Below are 19,389 nucleotides of genomic sequence, written 5' to 3' on the forward strand. Positions count from 1 at the left end.
ATTATATAATAATATAATATATAAGAATATTATATAATAATATAATATATAAGAATAATATAATATCTAATATAATAGATATAATATAATAGATATAATATAATAGATATAATATAATAAATATAATTTTATCTTAAAGATAATTTTTGATAATCTTTCTTAAAAAGTTAAGATAACATTATATTTAGATAAATAATGACGTAGATATTTAGCTGATAAAAACTCAAAATCTAATATATATTCAATATTTGAATTTAAACCACGTTCCATTGCAGAATCAGCACACATATATATTTGATTAATATCATATATTGATAAAATACTAAATTTAACAGTAAAATTTTTAGCTAAAATTTTAGCTGGTTGTTGTTTAGATAAAAGTAATAATACTCCGTCAGAAATAAAAAATACACCTATTTTATTAGATTTAGATAAGGATGAAATTGCTAATAATAAATCAAGTCCTTCACTACTTGAAGTATTTCCATATGGTCCATTAGTAAAAATAAAAGCGATACTCTTCATCTAACTATAACTTAACTTAGTTTTATTCCTATAAACCTATTTTATTCCTATTCAAACAAAACTATTATTAAATATTGATTAAAATTGAATAAAACGATCACAAAAAAATAATGCTTGTGCAAAATAACTTAAACTAACAAGGTTAAAATAATTTTGAAAATTACCAATTTTATTTTTTTTATTAAGCATAATTGTTTGTTCTGTTTTAACAAGACCTCGTCTTATTGCAGCAGAAACACAAATATCTAATCTTATTTTATATTTTTTTGCAAGTTCACACCAAGCTAGTATTAGATCTATTTCATCAATAGCGGAAGTAATTAAACTATTAGCATTATTTACTCCATTTTGATAAAAAAATATAGTACTAATATGATTATTAGATTCTAATAGTGTTTTAGTAAATTGTAGTGCAATAATAGAATTTTGTTTTTCATAAGCGGTAGCAGTTATCATAATGCAATAATTTAAATTCATTTGTTCTCATTTGTTATATTTGAATTATGATATTATTTATATTTTATTTGAAATATGATATTATTTATATTTTATATTAGTGATTTTATTAAAATATTGATATTATTAAAATAATATGTTAATTTTAATGTTATATTTAATGTTATAATATGTTAATTTTAATGTTAATTAAATAAAAAATAAATTTTAAATTTTTAATTTTTAATGTTTTTTTAATTTTTTATTTATGTTTGATACTGATCAAATTTTAGATGTTTGTGGTTTATTTTGTCCAGAACCACTAATAATGGTACGTAAAATTGTACGTAATATGAAAGATGGACAAACTTTGCTAATTATAACTGATGATTTAGCTACAGTTAGATATATTCCTTATTTTTGTCATTTTATGAAACATACTTTATTAGAAAAAAAAGTAGACTATTTACCCTATCATTTTTTTTTAAAAAAAGGAATCAATAAATCATAATTTTTATTATAAATTTATTTTGACAATTTAAACATTTATAGCATATTAATTTTTATTACAAAACAGAATAATAATGAGGGTTATATGTACGCAGTTTTCCAAGCTGGTGGAAAACAACACCGAGTAGTTAAAAATCAAATTATTAGAATTGAGAAATTGAATATTTTAGTGGATAAAATAATTGAATTTAATCAAATTATAATGATTGTTAATCATCCTAAAATTCAAATTGGTAATCCTTTTCTTATAAAAAGTAAAATTATAGCTAAAATAATTGCTCATGGACGTTATAATAAAATTATGATTATAAAATTTAATCGTCGTAAACATTATCGTAAACATATTGGTCATCATCAATTATTCACCGATATTAAAATATCAGATATTGTAGAGAATTAATTCATGGCACATAAAAAAGCAGGTGGTTCTACCCGTAATGGACGTGATTCAAAAAGTAAACGTTTAGGAGTTAAGCATTTTGATGGAGAGATTATAAATGCTGGTAGTATTATTATTCGTCAACGTGGAACTCATTTTCATCCAGGAAAAAATGTAGGATACGGAAAAGATTATACATTATTTGCTTTAATTTCAGGTACCGTTAAATTTAACAAAAAAGGACCTAAAGGTCGTAAATTTATTAGTATAATTGCTAATTAATTTTATAACGAAAAATTTTTTAAAGAGAATTTTATTATGAAATTTCTTGATGAAATTAGAATTTTAGTTTCTGCAGGAAATGGTGGAAATGGTTGTATTAGTAAAAAAAAATATATTTCTGGAGGACCAGACGGAGGAAATGGTGGAAATGGTGGAAATGTATATTTATTAGCGGATAAAAATATAAATACTTTTATTGATTATCGCTCTAAAAGAAAATTTTTTGCTGAAAATGGACATAATGGTAAACGATATAACTGTACTGGAAAATGTGGTAAAGACTGTATAATAAAAGTTCCTGTAGGGACTACAGTAGTAGATATTAAAACTAATGAAATTATTAGTGATATGATTAAACATAATCAACAACTAATAGTTGCTAAAGGTGGATTACATGGTTTAGGTAATATTCATTTTAAATCATCACAAATCTCAAAAGAAAAAATAGAAGGTACAAAAGGAGAAATTCGTGAATTACAATTAAAATTAATATTATTGGCAGATGTAGGTATTGTAGGTTTACCTAATGTTGGTAAATCAACATTTCTTCGTACTATATCTGCAGCTAAACCTAAAATAGCAGATTATCCTTTTACTACATTAACCCCTAATTTAGGGGTATTTTTGAATAAAAATAAAAACTTTATTATAGCAGATATTCCTGGTTTAATAAAAGGTGCTTCTAACGGTAAAGGTTTAGGTATTAATTTTCTAAAACATTTAAATCGTTGTCAATTATTACTTCATTTTATTGATTTATCAATTTTAGATAAATCAAATATAATTAAAAATACTAATATTATAATTACAGAATTAAATAATTATAGTAAAAAATTAGCATCTAAACCTAATTGGTTAGTTTTTACTAAACTAGATTTAGTTAGTAAAAATAATATTATAAATAACATTAAAATTATATTAGAAGCTCTTAATTGGAAAGATAAATATTATTTAATATCTGCTATTAATAATAGTGGTATTAAAAAATTATGCTCTCATATAATGTCATTTATAGAAAAATTAAATTAGAAATTTTGATATAAAAGAACATCAAAATATCATAATTTATATGAAAATATTAAATTTTTTTTAAATTTTTAAATTAAAATTAAAATTAAAGTTCTCCTGCGGGCTTAAAGCCAGCAGGAAGATTTAAAATTTAGTTAATTTATTTAATATTTAAAATACTTTAATCTTTAATATTTAGATTGTAGTTACATTAATCGCTGAAGGTCCTTTTTGACCATCTTGAATTTCAAATTCTACATTTTGACCTTCAACTAAAGTTTTAAAACCATTACTTTGAATAGCAGAAAAGTGAACAAATACATCCTTACTACCATCATTTGGAGTAATAAAACCAAATCCTTTTGATTCATTAAACCATTTTACTTGACCTTTAATTTTTGCCATTTTTATATTTCCTTTTAATTATTTTAATCGCATTTTTGCGATAAAAAAGAAAAAACTAAATTTTTTATAAAAATATAAATATACAAAAAAGTAATAAAATTATTTATATGTAAAATTTTATATTTTAAATATATAAAAATTATATCTAGTTTTATCTAACTGCGTTATCACATAATATGTAAATAATGGCAAGTGATTTTTAATCAAAGATTAATATTATTTTATTTATATTTATTATTTTTTACAATCATTAAGGATTAATATTTATGAATTATTTATGAAAATTATGTATTTTAGTAACAGGTATTGCTAATAATAGTTCAATTGCTTATTGTTTTGCTATATGAAAAGGTGCATAGCTTGCATTTTCTTATCAAGAAATAAATTTAAATTAAGATTATAAAAATTTGCTGCTAATTTAAATTCTATTTTTAATTCTTTAATTCTATTTTTTAATTTCTAGTATTACCATGTGATGTAACAACAAATACAAGTAGATACAAGTATTAAAAAATGATTTAATAGTCTTGCATATATTTGGGTAAAATTTGATTATTTTGTACATTATATATCTTAATCTTATGTTCCTAAAACACAATTAGATAGTGACTATGTTAATTAATCGTGAAAGTTTTATTATTACACACGATATTAGTTCTTATAGTTTTGTAGTTATGGCTAAAGCTAGTAGGTCAATGCTTAAATCTTCTCTAATTACATTTGACTTCTATACATTTGACTTCTATAGGAGCTGAACGTACTATTATAATGGGCTGAGGGCTGACTGAGTTAAATCATTATATGGCAATGCTATGGGTCCACATAATATTCAAATTAATGCTATTTATGTAGGTCATGTACTTTATCTGCATTAGGTATAAAAAAAGTTTTTAAAATATATCTTATTATAAATCAGTAACACCCATTAGGAATTTAATTTGATGATATTGGTTTTTCTGCTTTTTATGTTCAAATTTATCAACAGGAATAACTGGAGAAATCATACATGTAGAAGATGGAGGTTTAAATTCAATTGCTATGATGAATTTATTAGAATTTATTAGATAAATAATTCATTTATTAAAAATAATTTATATCATTAGCTATTAAAATGAAATGCAATTTATTATTTTTTTTATTAGATTATTTAGATTAGAATTAAATTATTATAAATCTATATAAAAAAATAAAAAATAGATTTAATTATAATAGATTTAATTATAATCTAATATTTAATTATATGTAATGTATTTAATATGTAATTAGTTTATAATTTTTAAAATTTTTTTGTTTTAAAAACTAAAACTAATGTACTCCATAAAATGAAAATAAAAATGTAAATAAAATATTACTATTACATGATACTAAAGTGTAGCTATATCGCTTTTACTTAAAATTTTTATGGTATTTTTACAAGTATCATTGATACACAACATATAATTTCCAAAACAACCTTGTTTTAAATACATATTATAGCTACATTTTTTACATTTTGTTGTTATAATATGATTTAAATTACTTTTTTTAATTTTATATCCATTACATAATGGATTTTTACCACAAATATAAAAAATATTATGTTGACCGTAAATAATATAACAATCCATAATTGTATTGCAATTATGACAATATTGCTGAGGTAATAATATATCTTTTTTAAGATTAAAATTTTTAATTATATTTAAAATTTCTAATTTTGGAATTAAATTAATAGTATTTTTGCATTTTTCTTTTATATTCATAGTATAACTGGAACAACCAAGAAAAACACCAGTACTAGTAGTACAAATCATCATTTTCTTTTTACAGATTGAACAATCAATATCAGTAATTACTGATTTATTTAATTGCATACCACCATCTTTAGGATCTTTTTTAGCAATTTCTAATTTTTGTAAAAATTTTTTAAAAAAAATATTTAATACATTTTTCCAATATTGTTGATTAATAGCTATTAAATCAAGATTATTTTCCATTTTAGCAGTAAAATCATAACTAATTAATTCATTAAAACTTTCTTCTAATCTATCTGTTACTATTTCTCCTATTTTTTTTGCATAAAAACGATTATCTATTGTATGTACATATCCACGATTTTTAATTGTAGTGATAATTGATACATATGTAGATGGTCTACCAATACCTTTTTTTTCAAGTTCTTTTACTAAAGATGCTTCACAATAACGAACAGGAGGTTTAGTAAAACATTGATTAGGTATTAATTTAATAAGTTTTAATTTTTCTCCTATTTTTAATATTGGTAATATTTTATCGTTATAATGTTGGCCTAACAAAGGCATAATTTTAATCCATCCATCAAAAAGCAATGTTCTACCAGAAGTATGCAATTTAAAATTATCAGCTTTTACAGTAATATTAATAAAATTATATTTTGCTGACATCATTTGACAAGCAATAAATTGATTAAATATTAAGTTATATAAGTTTTGTGCATCTAATTTTAGATTTTTTATTTTTTTTTCTGAGATAATATTAATGTAAGAAGGACGAATTGCTTCATGTGCTTCTTGAAGATTATTTTTATTAGTATATTTTCTTTCTTTTTTTGAAAGATAAGATTTTCCGAAAACTTTTAAAATATATTCACGTGCCATATTAATAGCATCTTGACTTAAATGAGTAGAGTCAGTACGCATATAAGTAATATAACCAGCTTCATATAATTGTTGTGCTAATAACATAGTTTTTTTTATATTATAATTAAGACGAACATTAGCTGCTTGTTGTAGTGTGGCAGTAGTAAATGGTGCACTTGGTTTACTAAAAGTAATTTTTTCAAAACTATTAATGACAAAAAAATCTATTTTTTTTAATATATCTATTGCTAATTTAATTTTATTTTTATTTTTAGGTTTAAATATTTTTTCTTTTTTATGTGTTACTTGTAGTGTTAATGGTAAATTTTTAGAATTTTTTAGATAAGCATATAATTTATAATATTCTTCTGAAACAAATGATTTAATTTTACGTTCTCTTTCTACTACTAATTTAACAGCTACTGATTGAACTCGTCCTGCTGACAAGCCACGTGATATTTTTTTACATAATAGAGGAGAAATCATATATCCTATTATGCGATCCATAAATCTTCTTGTTTGTTGAGCATTTACATAGTTAATATTTAATTTTTTAGTAAATTTAAATGCTTTTATAATTGCATTATGGGTAATTTCATTAAATACTACTCTACTAAAATTAGTATTATTACCACCTATTACTTTACGTAAATGCCAAGCTATTGCTTCTCCTTCACGATCTAAATCAGTTGCTAAATAAATATGATTTACTTCTTTAGCAATTTTTTTTAATTCAATAATTATTTTTTCTTTACCAGGTAAAATTTCATATGAAGCATTCCATTCATTAAATGGATCAATTCCTATTTGATTAAATAATAATTTATGTGAATTTAATTTTGTTTTTTTTTATAATTTAAATTTTTTTGTGATAAATCACGGATATGACCAAAGCTAGATTTTACTATATATTCTTCTCCTAAATATTTATTTATTGTTTTAGCTTTAGCAGGAGATTCAACAATAACTAAGAATTTATTCATTATAATTTTATTTACCTTTATTCATAGCCTATAATCTACGAAATTCATGATTCCTTCTGGACGGATAACATTATATATACCATTAATTGAAATAATTTTTTTAAAAAGTTATTTTAAAAAAGCAGCTTTACCATCTTTAAGTTGCACACTATTTATACATTTATACGAAGTAAATAATCAAAAATAGTTTTTCTGCCTTTTAGATAAGGTATGGGATGTACAAATTTACCCTTTGGGTTTATGATAAACTATCATACGATAAACTATATTTTAATTTTATAATATAAATTTAAAATATAAATTTTAAATTAATCTCAATACGATCACCTAAATTAGCTTTATAGCTTTATTTTTGTTTAAGAATGTCTTTGTTTTAAAATTTTTTATTTTTTTATACTAAATTTTTTATTGTAAATATGCTATTATAAATAAAAAATAATCTTAAAAGAAAAATGTTAAATAATAATATAGAAGTTTTATATGCAAGAGCTAATTATAATACTAATTCTATAGCTATATTTAATAAATTGTGTGGTAATCGTCCTGCAACACTTTTATTGGAATCAGCTGAAATTGATAAAAAAAATGATATTGAAAGTATAATAATAATTGATAGTGCACTACGTATTACATCTTTGGGTCAAACTGTTATAATTAAAGCTATAAGTAGAAATGGTTATGCACTATTATTACAATTAAAAAATATTTTACCTAAAACTATAAAAATAATTAATTATCAATTTAGTATGAAATTATTATTTCCATTAATTGACAAAAATCTTGATGAAGATGCTAGATTACGTTCGTTATCAGTATTTGATTGTCTACGTTCTTTACTAAAATTAGTAAACCAACCTCCAAATATGCCTAAAGCAATGTTTTTTGGTGGATTATTTTCCTACGATCTTATATCAGTATTTGAAAATATACCAATTTTACAACAAAAACAGCATTGCCCTGATTATTGTTTTTATCTAGCTGAAACATTATTAACTATTAATCATCAGCAAAAAAACTGTGAATTACAGTGTAGTCTTTTTAGATCTAGTTTAACTGAAAAAAATCGTTTGCAACATCGACTTAAAGAATTACAATATCAAATTAATCAATCACCAGAATTAATACAACATCAAATTATTGATAATATGAAGTTAACATACAACCATAGTAATGAAGAATATCGAAAAATTATACGTTGTATGCAACAAAAAATTATAAAAGGAGAAATTTTTCAAGTAGTACCATCACGACGATTTTTTCTTCCTTGTCCTTCAACACTTGCTGCATATTCTACATTAAAGAATATTAACCCTAGTCCATATATGTTTTATATGCAAGATAATGAATTTACTCTTTTTGGTGCTTCACCAGAAAGGTCTTTAAAATATGATCCTAATACAAGACAAATTGAAATATGCCCTATTGCTGGAACTAGGATACGTGGTCGTCATATTGATGGAACATTAGATGTTGATCTTGATAGCCGTATTGAGCTAAATATGCGTTCTGATCATAAAGAACTTGCAGAACATTTAATGTTAGTAGATCTTGCACGTAATGACTTAGCTCGTATTTGTGATCCAGGTACTAGATATGTAGCTGATTTAATTAAAGTTGATCGTTATTCTTTTGTCATGCATTTAGTTTCTAGGGTAATAGGAAAATTAAGATCTGATTTAGATATGCTACATGCATATCTAGCTTGTATGAATATGGGTACACTTAGTGGAACACCAAAAATACGAGCAATGCAAATAATCGCTGAAGTAGAAGGTGAACGTAGGGGTAGTTATGGAGGTGCTATTGGTTACTTTACTGCTACAGGAATATTAGATACTTGTATTGTTATTCGTTCTGCTTATGTTGAGAATAATATTGCTACTGTCCAATCAGGAGCTGGTATAGTATTGGATTCAATTCCACAAAATGAAGTTGATGAAAGTATTAATAAAGCTCGCGCTGTTTTACATGCTATTGCTACTGCACATGAAGCAAAGGATATTTTAAATGGCAGATATTTTACTACTTGATAATATTGATTCATTTACTTATAATTTAGTAGATCAGCTTCGTGCCTCTAATCATAGAGTGATAATTTATCGAAATAATCTTCCTACTTTTTTTATTATAAAAGAAATTTTAAAAATTAAAAATCCAATTTTAATTTTATCTCCAGGACCAGGAATTCCTTCTCAAGCTGGTTGTATGTTAGAATTACTTACAAAGTTACGTGGTAAATTGCCTATAATAGGAATTTGTTTGGGACATCAAGCAATAATTTTATCTTATGGAGGATATATTGTTCAAGCAGACGAAATAATACATGGTAAAGCTTCTTTAATTAATCACGATAATCAAGATATGTTTGCTGGGATGTCAAATCCACTTTTAGTAGCACGTTATCATTCTTTTATAGGAAAAGATATACCATCATCACTAACTATCAATGCTAATTATAATAATATAGTTATGGCAATACGTAATAATAATGATAGAATATGTGGTTTTCAGTTTCATCCTGAATCTATTTTAACTACTCAAGGAACTCATTTATTAAATAATACAATTTTATGGGCTCTTTCGTAAAAAATTAATAATTAGTAATAAAATTAACAGTTGTTTAAAATATTATTCAAATTTTATTTGAAATACGTAATTTTTTAAAAGGATTTTAAAATAGATGAAAGATACAATACTTACTAAAATTATTAAAGATAAATATGAATGGATAACTAAACTTAAAAAATTATATCCATTAAAAAGTTTTAATCATAAAGTTAATCCTAGTACACGCAGTTTTTATCATGCAATTTCTGATAATAATAAAATAGAATTTATTCTAGAATGCAAAAAAGCATCGCCTTCTAAAGGAATTATTTGTTCTGATTTTGATCCAATTAATATTGCCAGTATTTATCGACATTATGCTTCAGTAATTTCTGTACTAACAGAAGAAAAATATTTTAAAGGAAATTTAAATTTTTTAAGACAAGTAAGTCAGTCAATTAACCAACCAATATTATGTAAAGATTTTATTATTGATCCTTGGCAAATTTACTTAGCACGTTTATATCAAGCTGATGCTATTCTACTTATGTTATCTATTCTTAATGATGATAATTACTGTAAACTAGTGACAGTAGCACACCATTTAAATATGGGTATCTTAACTGAAGTTATCAACAATAAAGAACGTAATCGTGCAATTTCATTAAAAGCAAAAGTAATAGGCATTAACAATCGTGATTTAAGATATTTATCTATTAATTTAAACAGAATTAATGTTTTAAGTCCAAAATTACCAGCAGATATAAATATTATAAGTGAATCTGGCATTACTATTTGTAATAAAGTACGTAAAATAAGTAACTATACTAATGGATTTTTAATTGGCAGTACTTTAATGGCTGAAACAAATTTAATAACATCTCTATTTAAGATCCTCTTAGGAGCAAATAAAGTTTGCGGTTTAACCCGTACTATAGATGCGCGAGCTTCCATAGAATCAGGAGCTATTTATGGTGGACTTATTTTTATTCCAGGTACCCCAAGAGTTATAAATGAAAACATTGCCCAAAATATTATTTCTAGTGCTGCATTGCATTATGTAGGAGTATTTAGTAATAATTCAATCAAAAAAATTGTAAATATTACTACTAAATTAGCAATATCAATTTTACAACTACATGGCAATGAAAATCAAAATTATATTGATATATTAAATCAATATTTAGTATCAGATGGTTATCTTTGGAAAGTATTCGATATTTTTAATATTATACTACCAATTAATAATTTATCTAAAATAGATCGCTATGTACTTGATAATGGTGGTGGAAGCGGTAAATCTTTTAATTGGTTACTCTTAAATGAAATAAAATTAGATAATATTATGTTAGCTGGGGGATTAACTACAGCTAATTGTATAGCTGCAACACGTTTAGGATGTGCTGGAATTGATTTTAATTCCAAATTAGAAATTGAACCTGGTATTAAAGATCATAAAAAAATATCTACTGTATTTGATACATTACGTTCTTATTAAAAAGTATAATTTTAAGTATAATTTTAATATATAAAATAATTATAACTATGACACTAATTAATCCATATTTTGGCGAATTTGGTGGTATGTATGTACCACAAATACTAGTACCTGCACTTCTTCAATTAGAAGAAGAATTTGTAAATGCACAAAATGATCCTAAATTTAATATAGAATTTAAAAATATGCTTACTAAATATGCTGGAAGACCCACTCCAATAACAGAATGTCATAATTTAACTATTGGTACTAATGCTAAATTATATTTAAAACGTGAAGATCTGCTTCATGGAGGTGCTCATAAAACAAACCAAGTATTAGGTCAAGCATTATTAGCTAAACGTATGGGAAAAACTGAAATTATTGCTGAAACTGGAGCTGGTCAGCACGGAGTAGCTTCTGCTTTGTCTTCTGCATTATTAAGATTAAAATGTCGTATTTATATGGGTGCTAAAGATATAGAACGTCAATCACCAAATGTATTTCGTATGAAACTTATGGGCGCTGAAGTGATTCCAGTACATAGTGGATCTTCAACTTTAAAAGATGCTTGTAATGAAGCATTGCGTGATTGGTCTGGTAATTATGAAAAAGCACATTATATGTTAGGTACTGCAGCTGGTCCACATCCTTTTCCAACTATAGTACGAGAATTTCAAAAAATGATAGGCGAAGAAACAAGAGCACAAATGTATGAACAAGAACATTGTTTACCCAATGCAATAATTGCATGCGTTGGAGGCGGATCTAATGCTATAGGCATATTTAATGAATTCATTAATGAACCTAAAGTTCGTTTAATAGGAGTAGAATCGGGAGGTTTAGGTATTGAAACAGGCAAGCATGGAGCTTCTTTAAAATATGGAAGAACCGGAATTTATTTCGGTATGAAATCACCTATGCTACAATCATCTGAGGGACAAATTAAAGAATCTTATTCTATTTCTGCTGGTCTTGATTTTCCTTCTGTTGGTCCTCAACATGCCTATCTTAATAGTATAGGTCGTGCAGAATATGTATCGATAACAGATAAAGAAGCCTTAGATGCTTTTAAGATTCTTTCTCGTTATGAAGGAATTATACCTGCACTGGAATCTTCCCATGCACTTGCTTATGCATTAAAAATGATTAGATCAGAACCAGATAAAAAGCAAATTTTAGTAGTAAATTTATCAGGTCGCGGGGATAAAGATATTTTTACAGTTCATAAGATTTTATCTTCAAAAGGAGAAATTTAATGGAACGATATAAAAAATTATTTAGTAAATTAATAAATTCTAATGAAGGTGCTTTTGTACCATTTGTAATACTTGGAGATCCTAATCCCATAATTTCTCTGCAAATTATTGATACAATTATTAATGCTGGAGCTGATGCTCTTGAATTAGGTATTCCATTTTCGGATCCTCTAGCAGATGGACCTACTATTCAAAAAGCTAATTTACGTGCATTTAATTCAGGAGTTACATTTGATTCTTGTTTTGAAATGTTAACTACAATTCGTAAAAAATATATATCAATCCCTATTGGGTTGTTAATTTATGCTAATTTAGTATATAATAAAGGATTAGATTTTTTTTATTATCTTTGTAATAAAGTTGGTATTGATTCTGTGTTGGTAGCAGATGTACCTTTATTAGAGAGCCTTTCTTTTCGAAATTCTGCTCGTCGTTATAATATATCCCCTATTTTTATTTGTCCTCCTAATGCTGATCTTCTTCTTTTACAAGAAATAACTTTATATAGTAAAGCATATATTTATTTACTTTCACGTCCTGGTGTTACTGGTATTGAAAATAAAGGTAATATATTATTAACTAATTTAGTTAATAAGTTGAAAAAATATAATGCAGCACCTATCTTACAAGGTTTTGGTATTTCTGAACCAGAACAAGTACGTATTGCGTTACATAATGGAATATCAGGTGTAATATCTGGATCAGCAATAATATCTATTATTGAATATAATTTAAATAATACATCTTTAATTTTTAAAAAAATTTTTAAATTTATTTTTGAAATGAAAGCTGCAACTTATTTAAAAAAACTTTCTTTATAGAGAGAGAAGACTAAATTAAAAATTATCTATATTTATGTTTTAAAATTAACTTAAATAAAATTTATATAAAATTTTAATAAAAGTTCTATTTATTACATCTTTGATGAGATACTCTTAGTGATCTAAAATCACTTAAAACAGGATTTTTATTATCTATGATAATGCTTTTTTGTACTATAAGCAACTGGCTATCAATATTATTTTATTGGTTGTTAATTACAAGCGTAACTTTACGGGTAATAATGAAACGTCGTGCAGTACCTGCGGCTATGTCTTGGTTATTAGTAATTTATATTTTACCTTTGTTAGGTATTATGATCTATCTTTTATTCGGTGAATCTAATCTAGATAAATATCGTAAAAAACGTAGTAAAGATATATGGCAATCTACTACTAAATTGATTAAAAATCTTAAAGAATATCAACGTATTTTTTCTAATGAAAATAGTGAATTAGCTAGCTCTTTATTTAAATTATGTGAAAATAGACAGGGATTTAAAGGTCTTAAAGGTAATAAAATAAAATTATTAACTAACACAGATAATGCATTAAAGATGCTAATTAATGATGTTAATAAAGCACAAAAAAATATTGAGATAGTTTTTTATATTTGGCAAATAGGTGGCTTAGTAGACAAAGTAGCAGAAGCTTTAATGGCTGCAGCACGTAGGGGAGTGCATTGTAGGTTAATACTAGATTCAGCAGGAAGTATGAATTTTTTTCGTAGTTCTTATCATTCAAAAATGCGTGCTGCTGGAATTAATATAGTAGAAGCACTACATGTAAGTATTTTATGTATATTTATACGACGTATGGATTTACGACAGCATCGCAAAATGGTGTTAATTGATAATTATATTGCATATACTGGAAGTATGAATATGGTAGATCCACGTTTTTTCAAAAAAAATATAGGTATTGGTCAATGGATAGATATTCTTCTACGTATAGAAGGACCCATAGCAGTAGTTATGGGTATTATATTTTCATATGATTGGGAAATAGAAACTGGTGAACGTATTCTTCCACAACCCAAAATAAATATTATACCATTTTCAAAAAAATCAGAAAATATTATTCAAATAATTGCTTCAGGTCCTTGTTTTCATGAAGGAATTATCCATCAAGCATTGCTTACATCTATTTATGCAGCACGTAAAAAATTAGTTATTACTACACCTTATTTAGTTCCAAGCGATGATTTACTTTATGCTATTTGTACCGCAGCACAGCGTGGAGTAAAAGTACATATTATAGTTCCCCGTTATAATGATTCATTATTGGTCAGTTGGGCTAGTAGAGCATTTTTTACAGAACTTTTAGAAGCTGGTGTGCACATATACCAATTTGAAGATGGTTTATTACACACAAAGAGTGTTTTAGTAGATGGTCAATTAAGTCTAGTAGGTACAGTAAATTTAGATATGCGTAGTTTATGGTTAAATTTTGAAATAACTTTAGTTATCGATGATACAAATTTTGGTAATGATCTTGCTAAAGTACAAAATTATTATATGAAAAGATCAAAAATTCTAGCAAATAGAATTTGGTCACAGCGTCCATACTGGCAACGTATTATTGAACGCTTATTTTATTTTCTTAGTCCATTACTTTAATTTTTAATAACTTATCAAGTAATAAAATTTATATAAAAATTTGATTTATTATATATAATTGTAGATTAATAAATAAAAAATTAATCTTTTTAACAAGATACGTACTACTAATATAATTAATTAATTTATAATTAATTAATTTATCGAATTTAGATTAGATTTATAATTATAGATAGATTTATAATTATAGTATGTTAAATAACATTTGTAAAAATAATAAAATTATATTTTCTCAAATATGATATTTGTTTCTTTTAATATAAATGGGTTACGTGCTAGAATACATCAGCTTAAAGAAATTATAACTAGATTACATCCTGATGTAATTGGTTTACAGGAAACAAAAGTTCATGACAATATGTTTCCTGTAAATGAGATATTAAGTTATGGTTATAATGTTTACTATCACGGACAAAAAAGTCACTATGGAGTAGCATTACTTAGTCGTAAAAAACCTTTAGAAATTCGTCGTGGATTTTGTACTGATAATAATCAATCTCAAAAAAGGATTATTATGGCTGATTTTATTACAAAAAAAGGATTATTGACGGTTATCAATGGATATTTTCCACATGGAGAAAATCGTAATCATCCAATAAAATTTCCAGCAAAAGAGTTTTTTTTCCAAAATTTACAGAAATATGTAGAAAAAAACCACAATAGTGGAAAATCTTTACTTATTATTATGGGAGATATGAATGTTTGTTTTACAGATCTAGATATTGGTATTGAAGAAAAAAATAGTAATAGATGGCTTAGTATAGGAAAATGTTCTTTTCTTTATGAAGAAAGAATTTGGGTAAAACGTTTACTTGATTGGGGAATGATAGATACTTATCGTAAAATGAATCCTACTAATAATGATTATTACTCATGGTTTGACTATCGTTCACGATGTTTTAATAACAATTTAGGACTTCGTATTGATTTTTTATTAGCTTCATTACCATTATCAACAATGATTAAAAATACAGGAATAGATTACAATATTCGTGCAATGAATAATCCTTCAGATCATGCACCTGTATGGACAGATTTTAATCTCTAAAATATTTTTTTAAAAAAAAAAGATTTAAGTATGTTTTTTATATTAGTCACTATAATTTTTTTGCAGTATCTGCAGTACTATTTTTTTACATTGTAAAAATAAATTAAATTATTGATTTAATATTCTTAATAAAAAACTACTATTTTATGTAAAAAATGAACATATTATTATTAATGGTAAAATTATACGTTTTTTTTATGAAAAAATCATCTATTTTTTTTACTAAAAATATTGGATTTTTTTTCCATATGATAAAAGTATTATATTACTTTTCCCAAAATAGGATAATATGGTTTTTATTAGCACTAACTACCTTAACATTAGAAAGTGTTGCACTTTACATGCAGCATATAATGCTATTAAAACCATGTGTATGGTGTATCTATCAACGTTGTACTTTATATGGATTATTAATAGCAAGTTTGGTGGGTATTATTGCTCCTAAAACTCCACTACGTTTCGTGGGATTAGCAATTTGGATATATAGTGCTTTACAGGGTTTGTTACTAGCAATAAATTATCTTAATACTTCTTCGTTTATTATTTGTGATAATTTTTCAAATTTGCCTATTTTGCTACCATTATATAAGTGGTTACCATTAGTATTTAACACTAATAATAGCTATTGCACTATTAGCAAATTGCGTTTTTTTTCAATTGAAATGCCGCAATTGATGATTATTATATTTATTTTTTATTTAATAATAGCAGTAATTATTTTGGTTGCACAAATATTACCCTTGTATAAGGATAAACTAAAGTAATTATAAATTATTTTACTTTTAATTATTTTACTTTTCTATTTTTTTGAAAATTTTTCCATAATACTTCGTTATGCAGATAATTTTGCTTAACTAATCCTATTGGTTTCATATTACCATGATAATACTTATGAAGTGCTAACGGTAAGATATCCTGTGCGTTAGGTAATAATATTTTCCCATTTATAAGTTGTAAATGTTCATAATTAACAAATGCAGAATTATTCTGCCATCCTGTACCTGCAATAGCCCAACATCCGATAAAATCAGCAATTATAGTATCTAATGCTCTAGTTTCTACTATTACTTCGTGTTCTTCTCCAATCCAAATACCTGGTCCTTGACGCTGATAAGGGGCCCAATATACTTTTTGCATATGCGCATTTATAGCTGTTAATACCTGATTAGCTCCTGTATTACGCCACGCTCCTTCAGCAAGAATTGCTAATGTAGAAATTCCAATAAGCGGCAGATCAGCTCCTAAAGCTAATCCTTGCGCAATACCGATACTAATACGTACACCAGTAAAATTACCTGGTCCACAGCTAAATGCTAGAGCATCAAGATTACTTAATGTAATACCAGCTTCTGATAATAAACTATCTACCATAGGTAAAATAAGTTGCGTATGTTCTTTAGGTGCGATGGTAAATTTTTTTAATAAAATATCATTATCAAGCATTATAGCTGCTGAACATGCTTCAGTAGCAGTATCGATAGCTAAAATTCTAGTAGGCATTTATATTTATGACATATTATTATATATAAATATTGTAATTATTTTTTTGATCTTGTTGCAATGCAATATAATTTTTCCACCATTTGCTGATTTTGTGTAATTCAGTATTTTTTTCTATTTTAGCGCGTAAATTTAAAAAATAATAAGCAGCATAAAACTTATGATTGATTATTAGCTTATTATAACATTGTTTCATGCTCAATTGAAGTTGCCATATTTCTCTTATTAAGAGAGTTAATCTTTTTGGAATTGCTAAAATTTGAAACTTTTTATCAAAAATATTGTGTATTGCTAGCGAAAAAGCATCAATATAAGATATATTTCTTTCATAAATTAATTTTTTTGTATTTTCTAATAAAGGATACCATAGTATAGCTGCAAATAAAAAAGCTGGATTAACTCTTATATTTTTGCGCAATTGCTGATCAATATTATATAATGCGCGAATTATCATTAATTCAACATAACTATCGCCATGTTCAGTTAAATTACTACTTACTAACGGAAAAAGTAGCTGAAATAAATTATATTTTCGTAATAAATAATAGGTAGCTTCACCATATCCTCCATGTAGAAGTTTAATAGTTTCTTCAAACAAACGTGCTGGAGCAATGTTATGCAATAAAATTGCTAATTGGCAAATAGGTTCTGCAGTTTCATAGCTAATAGTCATATCTAATTTGGCAGCAAAACGTATAGCACGTAGAATTCTTAGAGGATCTTCTCTATAACTAATTTCTGGATCACCTATCAAACGAATAGTACCTTTATGTAAATCTTTTATTCCTCCTGTATAATCACGTACTGAAAAATCAGCTATATTATAATATAGACTATTAATTGAAAAATCTCGTCGCTGTGCGTCTTCTTCAATCGAGCCAAATATATTATCGCGTAGTATCATACCATTATGACCAATAATATAGTTATCTAATTTTTTATTAGACTTAAATATCAGATTACTACCTCTGAATGTTGCAACTTCAATAACTTCTGATCTAAAAATAACGCGAGCTAGTCTAAAACGTCTGCCAACTAATCTACAATTACGAAATAGTTTGCGCATTTGCTCTGGTGTTGCATTTGTTGTTATATCAAAATCTTTGGGTTTTTTATCCAATAATATATCGCGAACGCTGCCGCCAACTAAATAAGCTTCATATCCTGCTTTATTTAGACGATAAAGTACTTTTAAAGCATTTTTACTAATATATTTACGAGAAATAGAGTGTTTAGCACGTGGAATAATATTTAAAGAAGATTTCTTTTTTTGTGTTTTTTCCATACTTTCACTAATGTATAAGTTAGTAGTTAGATATAATAGTTAGTAGTTAGATATAATAAAATCTTATACAGATATCATGATCTATCATGCTAGTTATATTCTTATACTTATACAACTATTTGTTTTTTACGAATTTCATCAATATTTTTGCAATCAATACATAAATTAGCAGTTGGACGCGCCTCTAAACGTCGAATACCAATTTCTACTCCACAGTAATCACAGAAACCAAAATTTTTATTTTCTACTTTTTTAAGTGTTTTTTCAATTTTTTTAATAAGTTTATGTTCTCGATCACGATTACGTAGTTCAAAACTAAATTCTTCTTCTTGTACAGCACGATCTACTGGATCAGGAAAATTAACACTATCATCCTGCATATATGAAATACGCCCTATTTCCTTTTTAAGTTGATTACGCCAAGCCTCAAGAATACGCTTAAAATGAAGAATTTGTGCTTCATTCATATATTTTTCACCAGGTTTTTGCTGATATGCTTCAACTCCAGCGTTGGTAAGAATGCTTAAGGAAGATTTTTTACGACTTTCATTTTGGGGCATGTTATTTCTCCTTAAATATAATTTAATATAATCATATTTTTATTATAGAGCAATAAAACATATTTTAGTTTCTAGTACAGATTGATAAAATCTCAGAATAATAAAAAAATATAATATCATCATTGCGAAAAAAAACAAGTTAGATACACATA

Annotated in this window: 19 protein-coding genes and 2 pseudogenes; 13 read left to right on the forward strand and 8 right to left on the reverse strand. The window is 25.4% G+C overall.

Annotated features, from left to right (window positions below):
- Nucleotides 1-159 precede the first annotated feature (159 nt).
- Together tusC and tusD are read right to left on the reverse strand one after the other, a co-directional pair.
- Entirely contained in the window at nucleotides 160-525 is a 366-nt protein-coding gene (tusC, locus tag TREMTM_RS00005) for a sulfurtransferase complex subunit TusC (protein WP_083172216.1), read from the reverse strand.
- A 78-nt stretch (nucleotides 526-603) separates the two neighbouring features.
- Nucleotides 604-1,002, reverse strand: a complete 399-nt coding sequence (tusD, locus tag TREMTM_RS00010) for a sulfurtransferase complex subunit TusD (RefSeq protein WP_269446329.1) — start codon at nucleotides 1,000-1,002, stop codon at nucleotides 604-606.
- A gap of 226 nt (nucleotides 1,003-1,228) precedes the next feature.
- Here tusD and tusA point away from each other — a divergent pair, with 226 nt between their 5' ends.
- The 4 genes and pseudogenes from tusA to cgtA form a co-directional block, all read left to right on the forward strand.
- Nucleotides 1,229-1,471: a sulfurtransferase TusA gene (gene tusA / locus TREMTM_RS00015; protein ID WP_083172218.1), complete on the forward strand. Its 243-nt coding sequence runs from the start codon at nucleotides 1,229-1,231 to the stop codon at nucleotides 1,469-1,471.
- Nucleotides 1,472-1,555: 84 nt separating this feature from the next.
- Nucleotides 1,556-1,870 (forward strand): 50S ribosomal protein L21, encoded by a 315-nt coding sequence (gene rplU, locus TREMTM_RS00020; RefSeq protein WP_083172220.1) that lies wholly within the window; start codon nucleotides 1,556-1,558, stop codon nucleotides 1,868-1,870.
- Nucleotides 1,871-1,873: 3 nt separating this feature from the next.
- Nucleotides 1,874-2,131, forward strand: a complete 258-nt coding sequence (gene rpmA / locus TREMTM_RS00025; protein ID WP_083172222.1) for a 50S ribosomal protein L27 — start codon at nucleotides 1,874-1,876, stop codon at nucleotides 2,129-2,131.
- 36 nt (nucleotides 2,132-2,167) lie between these two features.
- A pseudogene (gene cgtA / locus TREMTM_RS00030) lies at nucleotides 2,168-3,148 on the forward strand (Obg family GTPase CgtA); the annotation flags it as partial.
- A gap of 186 nt (nucleotides 3,149-3,334) precedes the next feature.
- On the opposite strand, the gene cspE reads toward cgtA, so the two are convergent.
- Entirely contained in the window at nucleotides 3,335-3,544 is a 210-nt protein-coding gene (gene cspE, locus TREMTM_RS00035) for a transcription antiterminator/RNA stability regulator CspE (RefSeq protein ID WP_083172224.1), read from the reverse strand.
- Nucleotides 3,545-4,155: 611 nt separating this feature from the next.
- Here cspE and TREMTM_RS01520 point away from each other — a divergent pair.
- Complete coding sequence (locus TREMTM_RS01520) at nucleotides 4,156-4,299, forward strand: hypothetical protein (RefSeq protein WP_156763236.1); 144 nt, start codon at nucleotides 4,156-4,158, stop codon at nucleotides 4,297-4,299.
- A 609-nt stretch (nucleotides 4,300-4,908) separates the two neighbouring features.
- On the opposite strand, the gene topA is transcribed toward TREMTM_RS01520, so the two are convergent.
- Both topA and TREMTM_RS01525 read right to left on the reverse strand, forming a co-directional pair.
- Complete coding sequence (gene topA / locus TREMTM_RS00040; RefSeq protein WP_156763237.1) at nucleotides 4,909-6,948, reverse strand: type I DNA topoisomerase; 2,040 nt, start codon at nucleotides 6,946-6,948, stop codon at nucleotides 4,909-4,911.
- Between the two features lie 26 nt (nucleotides 6,949-6,974).
- Nucleotides 6,975-7,124, reverse strand: a complete 150-nt coding sequence (locus TREMTM_RS01525) for a toprim domain-containing protein (RefSeq protein ID WP_156763238.1) — start codon at nucleotides 7,122-7,124, stop codon at nucleotides 6,975-6,977.
- A 452-nt stretch (nucleotides 7,125-7,576) separates the two neighbouring features.
- Here TREMTM_RS01525 and TREMTM_RS00045 point away from each other — a divergent pair, with 452 nt between their 5' ends.
- The 8 genes and pseudogenes from TREMTM_RS00045 to dsbB all read left to right on the forward strand — a co-directional run bounded on the left by TREMTM_RS00045 (nucleotide 7,577) and on the right by dsbB (nucleotide 16,656).
- Nucleotides 7,577-9,154 (forward strand): anthranilate synthase component 1, encoded by a 1,578-nt coding sequence (locus TREMTM_RS00045; RefSeq protein WP_083172226.1) that lies wholly within the window; start codon nucleotides 7,577-7,579, stop codon nucleotides 9,152-9,154.
- Nucleotides 9,132-9,701: pseudogene (locus tag TREMTM_RS00050) on the forward strand (glutamine amidotransferase-related protein); the annotation flags it as partial. The gene TREMTM_RS00045 and the pseudogene TREMTM_RS00050, both read left to right, overlap by 23 nt.
- A gap of 103 nt (nucleotides 9,702-9,804) precedes the next feature.
- The gene (gene trpCF, locus TREMTM_RS00055) at nucleotides 9,805-11,169 is read left to right on the forward strand and encodes a bifunctional indole-3-glycerol-phosphate synthase TrpC/phosphoribosylanthranilate isomerase TrpF (RefSeq protein WP_083172229.1); all 1,365 of its coding nucleotides are present in this window, start codon (nucleotides 9,805-9,807) and stop codon (nucleotides 11,167-11,169) included.
- A gap of 47 nt (nucleotides 11,170-11,216) precedes the next feature.
- Nucleotides 11,217-12,407, forward strand: a complete 1,191-nt coding sequence (trpB, locus tag TREMTM_RS00060) for a tryptophan synthase subunit beta (protein WP_083172231.1) — start codon at nucleotides 11,217-11,219, stop codon at nucleotides 12,405-12,407.
- A complete protein-coding gene (gene trpA / locus TREMTM_RS00065) occupies nucleotides 12,407-13,228 on the forward strand; it encodes a tryptophan synthase subunit alpha (RefSeq protein ID WP_083172232.1) in 822 nt (273 codons plus the stop codon). The genes trpB and trpA overlap by 1 nt, the downstream gene beginning before the upstream one ends.
- 155 nt (nucleotides 13,229-13,383) lie before the next feature.
- Nucleotides 13,384-14,844, forward strand: coding sequence for a cardiolipin synthase (gene cls, locus TREMTM_RS00070; protein ID WP_083172234.1), 1,461 nt, complete (start codon nucleotides 13,384-13,386; stop codon nucleotides 14,842-14,844).
- A gap of 238 nt (nucleotides 14,845-15,082) precedes the next feature.
- On the forward strand, nucleotides 15,083-15,892 hold the full coding sequence (gene xthA / locus TREMTM_RS00075) for an exodeoxyribonuclease III (protein WP_083172235.1): 810 nt from the start codon (nucleotides 15,083-15,085) through the stop codon (nucleotides 15,890-15,892).
- A gap of 248 nt (nucleotides 15,893-16,140) precedes the next feature.
- On the forward strand, nucleotides 16,141-16,656 hold the full coding sequence (dsbB, locus tag TREMTM_RS00080; protein WP_083172622.1) for a disulfide bond formation protein DsbB: 516 nt from the start codon (nucleotides 16,141-16,143) through the stop codon (nucleotides 16,654-16,656).
- A 22-nt stretch (nucleotides 16,657-16,678) separates the two neighbouring features.
- Here the strand turns inward: dsbB and tsaB are convergent, their stop codons facing one another.
- The 3 genes from tsaB to dksA form a co-directional block, all read right to left on the reverse strand.
- Nucleotides 16,679-17,392, reverse strand: a complete 714-nt coding sequence (gene tsaB / locus TREMTM_RS00085; protein ID WP_083172237.1) for a tRNA (adenosine(37)-N6)-threonylcarbamoyltransferase complex dimerization subunit type 1 TsaB — start codon at nucleotides 17,390-17,392, stop codon at nucleotides 16,679-16,681.
- Nucleotides 17,393-17,411: 19 nt separating this feature from the next.
- Nucleotides 17,412-18,677 carry a polynucleotide adenylyltransferase PcnB gene (gene pcnB, locus TREMTM_RS00090; protein ID WP_083172238.1) on the reverse strand — a complete coding sequence of 422 codons (1,266 nt, stop codon included), beginning with the start codon at nucleotides 18,675-18,677 and terminating at the stop codon, nucleotides 17,412-17,414.
- A gap of 107 nt (nucleotides 18,678-18,784) precedes the next feature.
- On the reverse strand, nucleotides 18,785-19,237 hold the full coding sequence (gene dksA / locus TREMTM_RS00095; RefSeq protein WP_083172240.1) for an RNA polymerase-binding protein DksA: 453 nt from the start codon (nucleotides 19,235-19,237) through the stop codon (nucleotides 18,785-18,787).
- Between the last annotated feature and the right edge of the window lie 152 nt (nucleotides 19,238-19,389).

It is taken from the genome of secondary endosymbiont of Trabutina mannipara (genome assembly GCF_900090215.1).
Taxonomy (GTDB): Bacteria; Pseudomonadota; Gammaproteobacteria; order Enterobacterales; family Enterobacteriaceae; genus Mikella.